The sequence below is a fragment of the Nitrobacter sp. Nb-311A genome, from assembly GCF_000152905.1.
Classification (GTDB): domain Bacteria; phylum Pseudomonadota; class Alphaproteobacteria; order Rhizobiales; family Xanthobacteraceae; genus Nitrobacter.
Genome location: NZ_CH672418.1, coordinates 13,761 through 27,390 on the forward strand (window position 1 = coordinate 13,761; position 13,630 = coordinate 27,390).

The following is a 13,630-nucleotide window of genomic DNA, read 5'->3' on the forward strand; positions in this document are numbered from 1 at the left end:
CGGGAGTGCGGCTCATGTCCCATCAATTTGCAGTCGAGCATGACGTTATCGGCGTCGGATTCGGACCGTCCAACCTTGCCCTTGCGATTGCGTTGGACGAGTGCGCGACGCGGTCACGCCTTAAGTTCTCTCCCATGTTCGTGGAGAGGCAGCCGCAATTCACCTGGCATGGCGGCATGCTGCTGCCGGGCAGCGATATGCAAATCTCGTTTCTCAAGGATCTCGTTTCGTTGCGCGATCCAACTAGCCCCTTTACCTTTGTGAACTATCTGCACAAGACGGGGCGTCTGTTGGATTTCATCAATTGCCGAACGTTCTATCCAAGCCGGCTGGAGTTTAACGATTATCTCCGATGGGTCGCCGCCACGTTCAAGTCGCAGACGGCTTATGGCGAAACGATAGTTGCGATTGAACCCGTGACGGTTGGTCAGACGGTGACGTCCCTGCGGGTTCATTCTCGCACGCTCGCCGGCGGAGAGGTGATCCGTCTCGCAAAGAATCTCGTGGTCGCGGTCGGAGGTAAGCCGTATATCCCGGAGACGTTTTCCAAGGTTGTTGACGATCACAGGTTGCTTCATTCCAGCCGTTACCTCGATCGGATCGAGCGTGTCGGGCTGAGAGGTCGAGCAACGAGGGTGGCCGTCGTTGGCGGGGGACAAAGCGCAACCGAGGTTACGCTCGACCTTCATAACCGATTTCCGCACGCCCGGATCGATTTGATCTTCCGTGGTCACGCCTTGAAGCCGTCCGACAGTAGTCCGTTCGTCAACGAAATCTTCAATCCGAATTTCACCGATTTCATCTACGCGCAGTCTTGCGAAAGCCGAGAGGCGATCGTTCGCAACTTTCGGAACACAAACTATGCGGTCGTCGATTCCGATCTGCTCGATCAGCTATATCGGTTGCTCTACCAGCAGCGCGTCAGCGGAGACATAAAGGTCGCGTTGCATCCGCGTAGCGAGATCGTGAATGTAGATGCAGATTCAGCGGGAATAGAGATCAGCGCTGTCGACAAATTCGAAGGCGGGAGCTTTCGCTCGTCCTATGATGCAGTGGTCCTGGCGACCGGATACGACAGGGAAACACCTCACGCATTTCTCGGATCGATCCGCCGCTACGTTCGAGACGAGGTGTTGGATCGTCACTACAAGCTCGTTACCAGTCCCGCGTTCCGGCCGCAGATCCATCTTCAGGGATACTCTGAATCGTCCCACGGCCTCAGCGATACCTTGCTTTCGGTTCTTGCCGCACGCTCGCAGGAGATCGCCGAGTCGTTGCTTTCCACAGTCTCCCAGCGTGAACTCGTCGCTTCCGCTTGAACTGTTTCTCTGTCAGTTGTCGGACAAAGGGCGGCGTGGGAAGAACGTAGGAGCACGTCAGTTCTTCGGGTCGCCCAACATTTCAGCGACGGTCTGGATGCTTGATTTCGCCGGCCTGCTCATAGAGGTCGGCAATGCGGTAGCCGGCGAGGCGGGGACCTGACGGCCGGTGGGAGCGCGTCAGAGCGTCTCATTGATGAACTCGTCAGGCAGGAGCGATCACGCGCCACTGCTCCGGAGGCCCGAGCTCAGCCGGCGCGGAGAGCACGGCAGGAGATGATCCGGCATCGACGATTAATGTGTTCGGCGAAAGGGTGAAGCCAACCCCGGCCGCTTTGAGAACTGACTCCTTGATCGTCCAGTAGCGTAGAAAAAGCTCGGACTGACGTGCCTCCGGAGTGTTTGCCAATATCCGCCGCTCTTCCGATGCGAGGACGATCTCGCTGATCTCATTCCTATCCGAAACGTCCCGCAGTGGCTCAATGTCCACCCCAATTGGCATATATGCCGCCGCAACAGCTACGGCGCCTCTCGCATGGCTCATGCTGAAATCAAGGTCGGCGGGAGCATCCACAAGCACCGGCTTACCGAATTCAGATCGCTCAAATCGCAGCGTCTCTGCTTTGCGTTTCGTAATGGCACCGAGCAGGAGCCGGCTGCCAGCGTGCGCAGCCAGATAGCTCATCCGATCTTCAGTATGAATAAAGCGCCTCAGGCGATCGGCTTCCTCGGCGTCGAGAAGCGACCTGGCATGGTTGATGCTGGGTGTCTGACGATCGGGGAGGGCGTCTCGGGTGTTACCTGTCGCTCCCATCCAAGATACGATCTCATTGGCATTGCGCAGCGCGGTAAGTTCCCGCAGGTGGGGATCGCGCAAAGAGCGCACCCGCGGCTGATTGTGCGAAGTTGCGCATTTGACGGCGATCGACCACGCAAATGTCCTGCCTGCAAGTCCTATTGAGATTGAGCTTGCAAAGGGGGGCGTCTCTTCTTTCACCGTCTCCAACATTCTGCCGTGATGCGGGGCTCGTGGCCTTTCCACGAACACCCGCGGGCCAGCATACATCGACCGATGTCAAGTTCTCCAGATGATCTGACGGATATCAAACCCAAGCAGCAATCTTGGATGATCGCTCCTTGATAGGATCCAATCAATCAGGCCGATCTTGTTCCAGCTTGTCAAACAAGCCGCTCGCCATCATCGCAACCTCTGTCCGGTTCCGGGCCTTCAGCTTGCGCATGATATGACGGATATGGACCTTCACGGTGCTTTCGCACATGCCAAGCTCGTATGCGATCTGCTTGTTCGCTCTGCCGCGGCGCAGCGCCTCGATCACCATGATCTGCCGTGCGGTGAAAAGCTGGCTTTCATCCTGACCCGCACTCCGAAACGACGACATTGCACTGATGGGCACGAAGGTGCCACCCGCTTCCACCAGACGCACTGCTTCGACCGCGACGCCGAGGGTCATACTCGTTGGAATATAACCCCGCGCGCCGCTCTCGATCGCACGCTTGATTCGTGAACCGTCCTCGACATCTGACACGATGATCAAGGGCGCGTTCATGGCGACGTGCGCGAGGCTCTCGACGTCGTCGGAATCGTTCAATGCCTTTTTTTGTCCGGTCTGACTGCCGAGAAGGATCACAGAGGGGACGGGGAAATCATCCTCTACCTTTATCCAATCTGACAAAGTTGCGAACGAAAAAACCGCGGGACTGTCATACTTGGCTTGCAAACAATACACCAAGCAATCGCGGACAAGTGCTCTTTCATCAATAATGATAACTACGTTCCGGGCACGTTTCGTCTTGGCGTCGAATGAATCTTTCGTTCCGTTGACGCTTTGTGCGCTCTGGCCCTCGTGACCGCCATCTGCGGCGTGCGCTATAGGAATCGGGGAGATTCCGGCTGCGGGAGCCTTTGGACGCGCCTGCCAAGGCGGATCCACATTAACCGTAACAGCATTTTGCAGGTGTCCCTGCCTGCACTGGCTCGTGGGGGGCGAGGCTCCGCATGAAGCGCTTCCGACATTTAGCTGCGGTCGGAGATTGTGGGAAGGACTTGGATAAGCTGTTCGGGCCGGGTTGGATATCGCGTGGATTCTCTGATCCTTCGCCCAACAATTGGAAAAATAAATGCTGTCAGAACAACGCTCTTCCGCGCTCATGGGTACTCCTACCAATCAATCTTGAACGCTGAAACAGACAGGCCGGTCCACCCCTATCCGTCGAAACCTTTCCGCTTGCAGCCTCCTTCTGAAATAAATTCAAACTTCTAACTTAGATCGTCCCTTTCTGAAGCCCGCCAACTTTAGTTCAATTTTAGCGATCGGACCATAGCATTTTCATTACGAAACCGTGACCATGACCCGGTTCTCCCGAAATTTCAGGGAGCGATATCAAGGTAGTTTCGCCAGGGGAAGTCCAGCGATGTAGGTGTCGAAAGCGTCTGCCCAGTTGCCTGTGGCAGGGTTCAATGACTTGCTGATGTTGCTGTCATCGTTCACCGACGCATCCGGCTCTGACAGAGTTTCCGTTATCTGCCACGGTTCATAACCGATCGAAGCGACGGCAGGGCCGCACAGACGTGTTGCCACCATCATCGCGCTGTAAGAACCATGCTGGAATTCCCGCGGATGTAATTTGCTCAGCGTCAACGCCTCTTCTCCGAGCAGATCAGCGTCCATGCCCGTGATCGCTCCCCAGGCTTGCGATTGGACGAGGCTCAGGTCGTGGTCCGGCAAGCCAGGATTCTCGACTCGCGCGACGATGGTAATGAGTGTCAGCATGAATCCGACGAGGTAAGGATCGCGCCACGCGATATCGGGGATGCCGTTCAGAGCGGCGCGACTTCGTTCAACCAGCGGACCGATCGTCGTCACTGCCGCCCGACGTCCTCTCCTGATCTCCGCCATTGCAACCGCCCAACGCAGCATTCTGGCCTCCCGATCACATTCCCCCGAACTCTTCCGAGCGGTGGAGACTTGTCTTCCATCCTATCCTACGAGACGATGGCGCCGCAGGACAGAGCGCTTATCGCCCCGCCGCGGTCGTTGACTAACGCCTCGGCGTCCTTGATGTTGCCGCGAAGAGCCTGCTTTTAACGTGCGATGGCCGACATGACCGCCAGCCACCTTCCTCAAAAACCCGATTTTGCTGCTCTTGAGGCGGCGGCGCCGGAATCCGCGGATCGCCGGACGACCGTCCTGTCTCTGATCGGCAGCCTGGTCTTCAACTGGTCCAACAACGAAAGCCTGTTTATCTACGTCCTGATGTTGCTTCTAAGGGTCGATCAGGCGTCGGCTGCGATCGTGTTCGCGACTCTGAATACTACCCGCGCAAGGCTCGATCTCATCCAGCGGCTGGCGCGAATCAGGATCAAGGACAAAGCGCTCAGCAAGGAACTCAATGGCCTGATCGACCGGTTCAACGACGGCACGCACATCCGAAACGAACTCAATCACTGCATGTATACAGTCGATAGCGCCGGCGCGATATCGCATACGCAATCCATGCGACTGGTCCAGACTCGCAATGCCCTTCGCTTCGGTGAGGTCAAGCCGTTGGACGATGTTCGCATTCATGAGATGTCGGACGCTGTGCGGGAAATGGCACGAATAAACCGGGAAATTTGGGATTTTCTGCCGCGACTCGAAGCTCATTTGCGGAACGGCGGCTGATCTTAAGCCAATCGCGGCATGCAAATAATCTGAAAGCCGTAGAGAGCTACTCCTTTTGGATAATTGTACCCCCTCCTCAAGGCGATTGGAAATCTCCGTAAGGGTAGCTAGCCCTGGGAAAGCCATTGCGCGAGCCTTGCCGTGCGAAATCGGCATCCGTGCTGATCTCGTCGCCGGAAGAACCGGCGAAACAACTGGCATCGCTTTCCTGCAAGGCCGCTGACGTAGAAGATTGGCGCGCTTTGGTGGCGACGATGCTCCTTCGATTAGGAGTCTAACATGTCTGGTAGAGGTAGAGACGATCGCGACCACGACCGCGACCACGATAACAACGACCCGACGCAGAGCCAGGGTCAGGGCCAGGCGCAGGGCAATCTGCAAGCCAATCTGCAGGGTCAGTTGCAGGGTCAGGCCAATCTGCAGGGTCAAGGACAGGGCCAGGGTCAAGGCCAGGATCAGGGTCAGTCCCAGTATGCCAATCAGACCGCTGTTCAGGGCCTTTATGCTGAGAGCGGCAATCTCAATCTGAACGGCAACGGCAACGCGAACGGCAACTGGAACGGCAACGAGAACGAGAACGACAACAAGGTCGACAACGATCTCGACAACAAGATCGATAACGGTCTCGACAACAAGGTCGATAACGATCTCGACAACAAGATCGACAACAGCCTCGACAACAAGATCGAAAACACCGTCGAGAATAACGTCGAGACCAAGGTGGACGTCGACGTCAAGGTCGACCTGGATCTGGATGCCAGCAGCTTCGCCAATCCGGTGATCGACCTCAGCGGGATCCACGGCATCGAAGATTCGCTGATCATGCCTGATGTTGTGAATCAGGCGATGAACAACGGAAACATGTTCAACATCGACCAAGTCAACAACCTGGTGGATAACGATCACCTCAGCAACCCGAACGTGACCTTCAACGGTGGTGAAGGTGGGTATGACTGCCACGATCCGCTCAGCGGCGGCGGGTTCGAGATGGATGCGCATGTTCATGGCGCCACGGCTACGATCAATGGCGCGATGGGCGCCCTCGATCACGGCAGCGTTGGTGTCAGCGCCGACACCGTGGTGGATCAGTCGGCCTTCAACCAGACCATCACAATGGGTGCAAACATCCAGTTCAACAGCCAGGAGATCACTGCTGGCCATGACTTCACGGACAGCCATGACCTCGGCTAATTAGCCTTTCGGCCTGCGCGGCAATCGCCGCGCAGGTTTTTTTACCGGCTAATCAATACTGCTCCGATTTCTGAGACTGCAATGGGCGCTCGCGGAATGGGGATGTTTTGCGTGCCTGAAGGCAGGAGGCTCCCATGGTGCCCGGCGGTATAACCGAGATCATCTGGCATTTCGCAGGCTACCTTAAGATTTTCGACGACATTGCCCGCTTCCGCGAACCGCCTGACGAGGGTGCGTATCGGTCCCATACCGAGGATTATACGACTCATCGGCCTCATTTTGAGTTCACGCCGACCGACGAGGAGATGTATACCCGGCCTACTCCCATCCAGAATCCTCCGGCAATGGGGGGGGGAGGGGGCTACGCGCCGCGTTCGCATTCTCATCCTGCGCCGGACGACGGTCCCGACAGATTCGGTCCACCGCACTCGGCCGGCTTTCTGCCGCCAGTCAATGCGGGCGGCGCCGCCGCCGCCGGCGGCGGCGGAGTTGAGGTCATCAAGGTTGTCTATCAAGAGAACGGTGCGCAGAGCGAAATCCAGACGCACCAGTTCAACTTGATGCATGACAACGATTCGTTGGTCGGAACGCAGGATGCGAACCTTTTGGTCGCGTTGAGCGTGGAAGCCGGCCATGCACTTTCCCAGATGATCGCCGGAGCAGATGCGGCTGTTCCGGCCGATTGGCATGCTCCACAAAATACGGCTGCGCTTCCGGCTTTCGTCGCAGCGCACGATCAGGCCTGGGCGGATGGCGGCGGCGCGGCCGACGCTCACTCGGTCCAGTCCGGCTATTATGTGAACGGCGTACTCCAGGACAGGCCGCCCGATCTTCCCGCTGCCGATCCTGCTCCGGAGCCAGACCTCGGCAAAGGTCCGGGGCAGTGGGCGCTCGACGGCGGAAATACGGCTAGCAACGGCGCCTATATCATCGATCTGACCAACTCGGCGCGAACGATGGTCGTGGCGGGCGACTATTATAAGACCAATGCGATCGTTCAGACCAATTCGTACATGGACAACGACCATGTGACGGTCGGGGGCTCCGGAGCCAATGTCACGACCGGTGGCAACCAGGCCACCAACATCGCCGACTTTATCGAGCATCCTGGCGTGTACGAATCCTTGCCGAGCTACACCAGTTCGAACTGGTCCGTCGATGTTGTGAAGGGCGATTACTTTAACATTCGAGCATTGGTCCAGACCAATTATTTATCCGACAACGACGTCACGATGCAGAATAGCTCGAGCACGCATTTTGAGGTTCATGCGGGCCAGAATGAGCTCGGAAACTTTGTGCTGATCAACGATGGGGATTTCAATTACGACCTGATCGTTGTCGGCGGTAGCTATCACGGCATGAACGTGATTTACCAGAACAACATTCTCTACAATAACGATACGGTCAAAATCACCGGTGACGGAGTCGACCCGAACCAGACGGTGTCCACGGGAGATAATCAGCTCACCAACACGGCCACGATCGAAAGCTACGGCGGCAGCAAGGCTCTGGCGTGGAATTCAGGCCTGGATGATCTCATCCACAATATCTCGGGTGGCGTAACGGAACTGGACCCTTCGTTCGGAGAATTGATCGCGGGCAACGGCGGGACGCTCAATATCCTTTATATCACGGGCGACTACTACGACGTGAATGCGATCTGGCAGACAAACATCGTCTCGGACGCGAACCTGGCGATTCAACTCCAGGGGTCGCCATCGCCAGTCACGGCCGGCTACTACGGCGACAGCATGATCACCCAGAATGTCGCGACAGGCGGCAACGTCCTTAGCAACGATGCCGCTATCGTCGACGTGGGAAGCACAAATCTCCATGTAGGCGGACAGATCTACGGCGATTCCATTCTGATCCAGGCTAATCTCGTGGAGGAGAATTCGGATCACGTGACTCAAACGGATCCCCAAGCTCTCGTCCCCGAGGTAATCGCCTTCGTCGGGTCGGACGACACGACAATTAACCCAGATCAGCAACAACACGCGCCTGCACCGATTCCGCACGACGACCCTATGGCTAACGTTCTCCACTAGTCGTAGATCAAGCATCGTAATTGTCGGTTGAGGAGAGCGGCAATGAGTCTGAGCGACAACCAAGCCACGTCCAATCCGCCCGCGACCGTAGACGAACGAACTGAATTCGAGCTGTCGCAAACGTCGCAAGCCCCAGACAGCCAGTCGAACCTCGTATCGCCCGCCAAGTCTCCGGAAGCGCTTGACGCAAGAGCGGAGCCAGCGCCTGTCGTGGAGGATCGTAAGGGAGCGGAACTCCCTTTGGCGCCGGCGAGCGGGGGTAAGAATGATAACAACAAGGGAAATCTCACCGGTGGCGGCGGTGGCGGCAATCCCCAACTGCAAAAGCGCTCAGGCAACAATGAATTCCGCGATGTTCTCGGTAAGGGGTTGGCCTCCGCACGACGCAATCTTATCACCGTCGGAATCTTCTCACTTGTCGTGAACCTTCTTGTTCTTTCGATTCCTATTTATCTTTTCAATATGTCGGACCGCGTGCTGACCAGCCGAAGTGTCGACACGTTGATCATGCTGTCATCGATTGTTGTTCTGGCCATCGGGGCTCATGTCGTGATGGACATGTTGCGCCGTTTCATCCTGATGAGGATTGCCGTTGAAACCGAGGCGCGGTTGGGCGGCCCCGTCCTGAGCGCCGCGGCTAAGGCCGCACAAAGCGGATCAAGCCGGGAATTTCAAACCCTGGCGGACCTCCAGCATTTGCGCCATTTTATCACGGGCTCCGTTCTGCTGACGATCTTCGATGCGCCGGTGACGCCCGCTTATCTCGCCGTTGTCTTTCTGATTAACCCGCAACTCGGGTTGATCGTGCTCGCCTCGAGCATTTCGCTGATCGGGGTCGCGCTCATCAACCAGCGCGTTACGGCAGTGCCTTTTACGCGGGCAAGTGCGTATGGAACTCGCGCGAATCTGCAAGCCGAAGCGATGGCGCGCAACGCCCAGGTCATCAATGCGATGGGCATGATTCCGGAAGGCGTCCAGGTTTGGGGACAGGAGACCGTGGAATCGCTCAAGGCTCAGGTTGCCGGTCACGACCTCAACATCATCATGACCGGCATTTCAAAGTTCCTGCGTCTTGGCACTCAAATCACTATACTCGGATGGGGCGCCTATCTCGCGCTCGAAAGCGAACTGACTGGAGGTATGATCATCGCTGCATCGATCGTCGCCAGCCGCGCTCTGGCGCCGCTGGAAGGGACGATCGAAGGATGGCGTCAATTCGTACAAGCCCGCTCGGCCTACGCTCGCATCAAGAGCCTGCTCCAGAGTTCGCCGCTCAACCTCGATCGTTTGCGGTTGCCGCGCCCTGAGGGCCGTCTCAGCGTCGAGCGTATCCTGTATGTCCCTCCACCAAACAAGAAGGTTATTCTCAATGGGATCAGCTTCCAGCTCGAACCAGGCGAGTCCCTGGCGATCGTAGGACCTTCGGGAACCGGAAAGACCATGCTGGCGCGAATGTTGGTCGGGTCAATTATTCCGACCGCCGGAAATGTCCGCCTCGATATGATGGACCTGCGCAATTGGGATCCGCGCCAGTTTGGCGAAAGCGTCGGTTATCTGCCGCAGGAGGTTCAACTGTTTCCGGCGTCGATCAAGGCGAATATTGCGCGAATGCGCGCTGACGCGGTCGATGAAGACATCTTCGATGCGGCGGAAACGGCGGACGTTCATGAGATGATCTCGGAGATGGCTCAAGGCTACGAGACCGTGATCGGCATGGATGGCAGTCCGTTATCGGGCGGGCAGCGGCAGCGGATTGGTCTCGCGCGGGCCTTTTACGGCAATCCTCGGTTGATCGTATTGGACGAACCGAACGCAAATCTGGATGCGAACGGCGAGCGCGCACTGGCGAAAGCATTGATGCGCGCCAAAGAGAAACGGATGACGGTGGTTACCATCACGCAGCGGCCGGCGCTGCTACAGAGCGTCGACAAAATCATGATTTTAGCGAACGGCTCCGTGCAGGCATTCGGAGCGCGCGACGAGGTGATTCCGTTGGTGAGTGGCCGGAAAAAATCAGGCGCTGCTGCCGCACCAATGCTCGACGCGTGATCGTCGGTCGCACAGACATGAGCCCGGAGAAGCGATCATGAGCATGACAACGGTAGGCGAACAGCCTTCTTGGCACGTCGATCTGCCGCGTTCGACACGTGGTCTCACCATAGCAGGAATGGTGGTTATTGCAGCGACGGTCTTGGGATTTGGTGTCTGGGGCAATACGGCGCCGATCGCGGGTGCGGTCGTTGCGTCTGGCGTATTCGTGGCGACTGGCCAGAACAAGATCATCCAGCACCTGGAAGGCGGCATGATCGATGAGATCAAGGTTCACGAAGGTGATACCGTTGAGCCCGGCCAGATCCTTGTTAAACTGGACCGGACCACGGCAAAAGCCGAGATGCAGCGGCTTTTCCTTCGCAACGCGCGGCTCACGGCCGTCGATGCACGCCTGCAGGCGCAGGTCCGCGAGGAATCGGAAGTTCGCTTTCCGCCTGAGTTGGCGGCCGATTCAAAGGATCCGCAAATACGCAGCATCGTCAGCGCTCAGCTTCTCGCCTTCACTGCTCAGCGTAACAATACGAACAGCGAGATTGCCGGAATTGAGGACAGCATCAAAGCTCTGAACGAGCGTATTGCGGGATCCAAGGTTCAACTCAGTGGCGTGCGGCGGCAGATCGCGCTCGTCGAGGAGGACATCAAGACCAAGGAACATCTTCTGGCGGCTGGGCTCGTGCGCAAGCCTGATGTTCTTCTTCTGCAACGCAATCAGGCCAATCTCGAAGGCGAGGTAGGCCGCATTATGGGCGAGATCGGAGACGCTAAAGAACGAATATCCCGCGCGATGGAGCAAATCAACGGTGTGCGAAAGACCGCCATTAAAACGGCAGTCGAGCAAATGCACGAAGTGCGTGGTGAATTGGTCGATGTCCGCGAACGGATGCAGAGCGCAAAGGGTGTTTTAGACCGGACCACGATCCGCGCGCCGGTCAAGGGTGTCGTCGTCAAGTTGCGCTTTCATACGCGCGGCGGTGTGGTAGAGCCCGGCAAGCCCATCATGGAGCTATTGCCGCTCAACGAGCCGTTGATTATCGAGGCCCGAGTGAGACCGCAGGATATCGACTCGGTCAAGCACGGTCAGGAAGCGATGGTTCGGCTGACAGCGCTCAGCCAGCGTGTCACGCCGATGGTATCGGGAGATGTTATCTATCTTTCCGCCGATACCGTCGCCGACGAGAAAAAATCACAACAGACCGGGCCGAGCGATATCTATGTGGTTCGCGTGCGGCTTCATAACGCTGAAGTCGCTAGGATTCCTGGTTTCCATCCGACGCCAGGCATGCCCGCTGAAGTTTTCGTCAAGACTACTGAACGAACGTTCTTCCAGTACATCATGAAACCGATCGAGGACAGCATGTCCCGGGCATTCCGCGAGCGATAGAGGAGCATAGAAGGGGCGCAGAAGCGCGGAAGCCGGCGACACAAAAGACGCGAAGAGGGTTCACATGCATATCGACGTCATTGAGGACATGGAGACTTTCAACCGGTTGAGAGAAAACTGGGATGAAGTCTATGATGCCGATCCGCATGCAACCCTGTTCCTGTCCTGGAACTGGCTTTCTTCCTGGTTGGAGGATCTTTCAACGCCGTGGATCGTTCTCGCGGCCAAGGAATACGGATCAGCTGCTCGCTACGTAGCTTTTTTCCCGTTGCGGTTCGACACCCGAGTGGACGGAGCAGGGTGTTTTTCCAACGATCTTAAAATGGCCGGCAGCAACGCCGCTGACTACACTGGGCTGATTTCCATTCCTGAGTCGGAGACCGATGCGATTACTGCCTTTGCGCAGAAAATCAAGCGTATGAACTGGGCCGACTTTGTTCTCAGCAACTTCAGCGGTCCCGATGTTCGGTACAGCAAACTGGTATCCTGCTTCTCTCAATCAAAGTTCGCGATCAACCAAATGGATCGTGTCAACAAGGCCGATCAGATTGACAACGCTGTTTGTCACTATGTGGATTTACCGGAACATTGGGACACGTATCTGGAAACCATCAGTGCTAATACGCGGCAGAAGTTGCGCCGTCTGTTGCGTATGGTCGATGCCAACAGCGAATATCGCATTACTCACGCGACCAAGGAAACGGTGGCGGCCGATCTGAATACGCTTCTCCGCTTTTGGGAAATCAAATGGCGATCCAGGAAAGGAAAGTCTACAGATAGGATTGTCCATTCGCTACATACCATGCTTTCGCGCAGCTTCGAACGCGGACTGCTCTTCTTGCCTACGCTGTGGATCGGCGATCGTCCTCTTGCTGCACTTGCGATCCTGTTGGATGAGCGGAAAAAATCATTCCTATTTTACATAGCGGGACGAGACGAGAGCTTTGAGGGCCCGCAGCCTGGGCTTATTCTGCACAGCCACAGCATTCGCTACGCCATTTCCCGTGGAATGAAGCGTTATGATTTTCTGCGTGGAAACGAGCGTTACAAATACTCGTTCGGCGTCAAGGAACAGCGGCTTCATTGCTACGTTATCGCGACGCGAAGCGGTCGAAATCTGGGAGGAAGACTTGACGTGCGGACCGTCGCAGCCGCATTGAGGGAAGCGACGAATCTGCATCAAGCAGGCAAAATCGATCAAGCAGAGCGGGCATATCGTCAGATTCTTGAGATCGATCCGCGGAATGAAAACACGCTTCATCGTTACGGTCAGCTTCTTGCCAAGAAGAATGATCACGCAGCGGCAAAACGCGTGTTCAAGCTGCTCACCAGGATGAGAACTGATACTTACAAGCCGTGGCTTTTGCTCGGGCAATCCTGCGAGGCCATGGGTCAGTACGTCGATGCCGCTAAAGCGTATCGCCAGGTGATTCAACTGCAACCGGCCGTTCCGAATATTTTCAGCAAACTCGCAAACGTTTTGTTTAAGGCCGGACGGATTGAAGACGCACGCAAGGCGCTCACGGCTAGCTACGGAGTCGCGGTTACAGGCGATGAGGGCGGTGCATCGTTCAGCATTCACTGAACCACCAGGACCGAGGCTTTATCTCCGTTGCGGTTTGACACCAGGGTCGACGGAGCAGGGCGCTTGCCAATGACTTTAGAATGGCTGATCGCTTCACCGCCGACGACATCGGACTGATTTCGATTTTCTAAGGCGAATGCGATGCCAACAGGCCTCAGACGTTGTGTCGCCTGTTGCGCGCGCGGTCGATGCCTGTTGGACGGTCGATATAAACAGCGAATATCGTATCACTCACGCGACCAAGGAAACCGCGACCAAGGAAACGCTGGCCGCCGACCTGCATTCCTCGAACCGCCTCGTTCAAAAACGCTATCGCATTCGTGAACGAACCAAGCGCGAGACGGATCCGAATACATAACATCGAAACCGTC

At 56.6% G+C, this 13,630-nt stretch carries 11 protein-coding genes; 8 read left to right on the forward strand and 3 right to left on the reverse strand.

Annotation, left to right across the window (positions count from 1 at the left end):
• Positions 1-14: 14 nt before the first annotated feature.
• Positions 15-1,319 carry a lysine N(6)-hydroxylase/L-ornithine N(5)-oxygenase family protein gene (locus NB311A_RS13380; RefSeq protein WP_009799131.1) on the forward strand — a complete coding sequence of 435 codons (1,305 nt, stop codon included), beginning with the start codon at positions 15-17 and terminating at the stop codon, positions 1,317-1,319.
• A gap of 205 nt (positions 1,320-1,524) precedes the next feature.
• Here the strand turns inward: NB311A_RS13380 and NB311A_RS19765 are convergent, their stop codons facing one another.
• The 3 genes from NB311A_RS19765 to NB311A_RS13400 all read right to left on the reverse strand — a co-directional run bounded on the left by NB311A_RS19765 (position 1,525) and on the right by NB311A_RS13400 (position 4,258).
• Positions 1,525-2,316: a 4'-phosphopantetheinyl transferase superfamily protein gene (locus NB311A_RS19765; protein WP_207382381.1), complete on the reverse strand. Its 792-nt coding sequence runs from the start codon at positions 2,314-2,316 to the stop codon at positions 1,525-1,527.
• A gap of 154 nt (positions 2,317-2,470) precedes the next feature.
• Positions 2,471-3,490, reverse strand: a complete 1,020-nt coding sequence (locus tag NB311A_RS13395; RefSeq protein WP_050752118.1) for a response regulator transcription factor — start codon at positions 3,488-3,490, stop codon at positions 2,471-2,473.
• A 231-nt stretch (positions 3,491-3,721) separates the two neighbouring features.
• On the reverse strand, positions 3,722-4,258 hold the full coding sequence (locus tag NB311A_RS13400; RefSeq protein WP_009799135.1) for a hypothetical protein: 537 nt from the start codon (positions 4,256-4,258) through the stop codon (positions 3,722-3,724).
• 183 nt (positions 4,259-4,441) lie between these two features.
• Between NB311A_RS13400 and NB311A_RS13405 the strand changes: the two genes are divergently transcribed.
• From NB311A_RS13405 to NB311A_RS13435, 7 genes are all read left to right on the forward strand, one after another.
• Positions 4,442-5,002, forward strand: a complete 561-nt coding sequence (locus NB311A_RS13405; protein WP_040675375.1) for a hypothetical protein — start codon at positions 4,442-4,444, stop codon at positions 5,000-5,002.
• Positions 5,003-5,281: 279 nt separating this feature from the next.
• Entirely contained in the window at positions 5,282-6,193 is a 912-nt protein-coding gene (locus NB311A_RS13410; RefSeq protein ID WP_009799137.1) for a hypothetical protein, read from the forward strand.
• 134 nt (positions 6,194-6,327) lie between these two features.
• Positions 6,328-8,241 carry a hypothetical protein gene (locus tag NB311A_RS13415; protein WP_009799138.1) on the forward strand — a complete coding sequence of 638 codons (1,914 nt, stop codon included), beginning with the start codon at positions 6,328-6,330 and terminating at the stop codon, positions 8,239-8,241.
• A gap of 42 nt (positions 8,242-8,283) precedes the next feature.
• Complete coding sequence (locus NB311A_RS13420; protein WP_009799139.1) at positions 8,284-10,290, forward strand: type I secretion system permease/ATPase; 2,007 nt, start codon at positions 8,284-8,286, stop codon at positions 10,288-10,290.
• A 37-nt stretch (positions 10,291-10,327) separates the two neighbouring features.
• Complete coding sequence (locus tag NB311A_RS13425) at positions 10,328-11,674, forward strand: HlyD family type I secretion periplasmic adaptor subunit (RefSeq protein ID WP_083780479.1); 1,347 nt, start codon at positions 10,328-10,330, stop codon at positions 11,672-11,674.
• Between the two features lie 64 nt (positions 11,675-11,738).
• Positions 11,739-13,259: a GNAT family N-acetyltransferase gene (locus tag NB311A_RS13430; RefSeq protein WP_009799141.1), complete on the forward strand. Its 1,521-nt coding sequence runs from the start codon at positions 11,739-11,741 to the stop codon at positions 13,257-13,259.
• A 163-nt stretch (positions 13,260-13,422) separates the two neighbouring features.
• On the forward strand, positions 13,423-13,617 hold the full coding sequence (locus tag NB311A_RS13435) for a hypothetical protein (RefSeq protein WP_009799142.1): 195 nt from the start codon (positions 13,423-13,425) through the stop codon (positions 13,615-13,617).
• The last annotated feature ends 13 nt before the right edge of the window (positions 13,618-13,630 follow it).

Excerpts from the sequence above, each read along its gene's own strand:
- NB311A_RS13395 (WP_050752118.1), bottom strand. The coding sequence starts at position 3,490 with ATGAGCGCGGAAGAGCGTTGTTCTGACAGCATTTATTTTTCCAATTGT.
- NB311A_RS13420 (WP_009799139.1), top strand. The coding sequence starts at position 8,284 with ATGAGTCTGAGCGACAACCAAGCCACGTCCAATCCGCCCGCGACCGTA.
- NB311A_RS13400 (WP_009799135.1), bottom strand. The coding sequence starts at position 4,258 with ATGCTGCGTTGGGCGGTTGCAATGGCGGAGATCAGGAGAGGACGTCGG.
- NB311A_RS13410 (WP_009799137.1), top strand. The coding sequence starts at position 5,282 with ATGTCTGGTAGAGGTAGAGACGATCGCGACCACGACCGCGACCACGAT.
- NB311A_RS13415 (WP_009799138.1), top strand. The coding sequence starts at position 6,328 with ATGGTGCCCGGCGGTATAACCGAGATCATCTGGCATTTCGCAGGCTAC.
- NB311A_RS13430 (WP_009799141.1), top strand. The coding sequence starts at position 11,739 with ATGCATATCGACGTCATTGAGGACATGGAGACTTTCAACCGGTTGAGA.
- NB311A_RS13405 (WP_040675375.1), top strand. The coding sequence starts at position 4,442 with ATGACCGCCAGCCACCTTCCTCAAAAACCCGATTTTGCTGCTCTTGAG.
- NB311A_RS13380 (WP_009799131.1), top strand. The coding sequence starts at position 15 with ATGTCCCATCAATTTGCAGTCGAGCATGACGTTATCGGCGTCGGATTC.
- NB311A_RS13425 (WP_083780479.1), top strand. The coding sequence starts at position 10,328 with ATGAGCATGACAACGGTAGGCGAACAGCCTTCTTGGCACGTCGATCTG.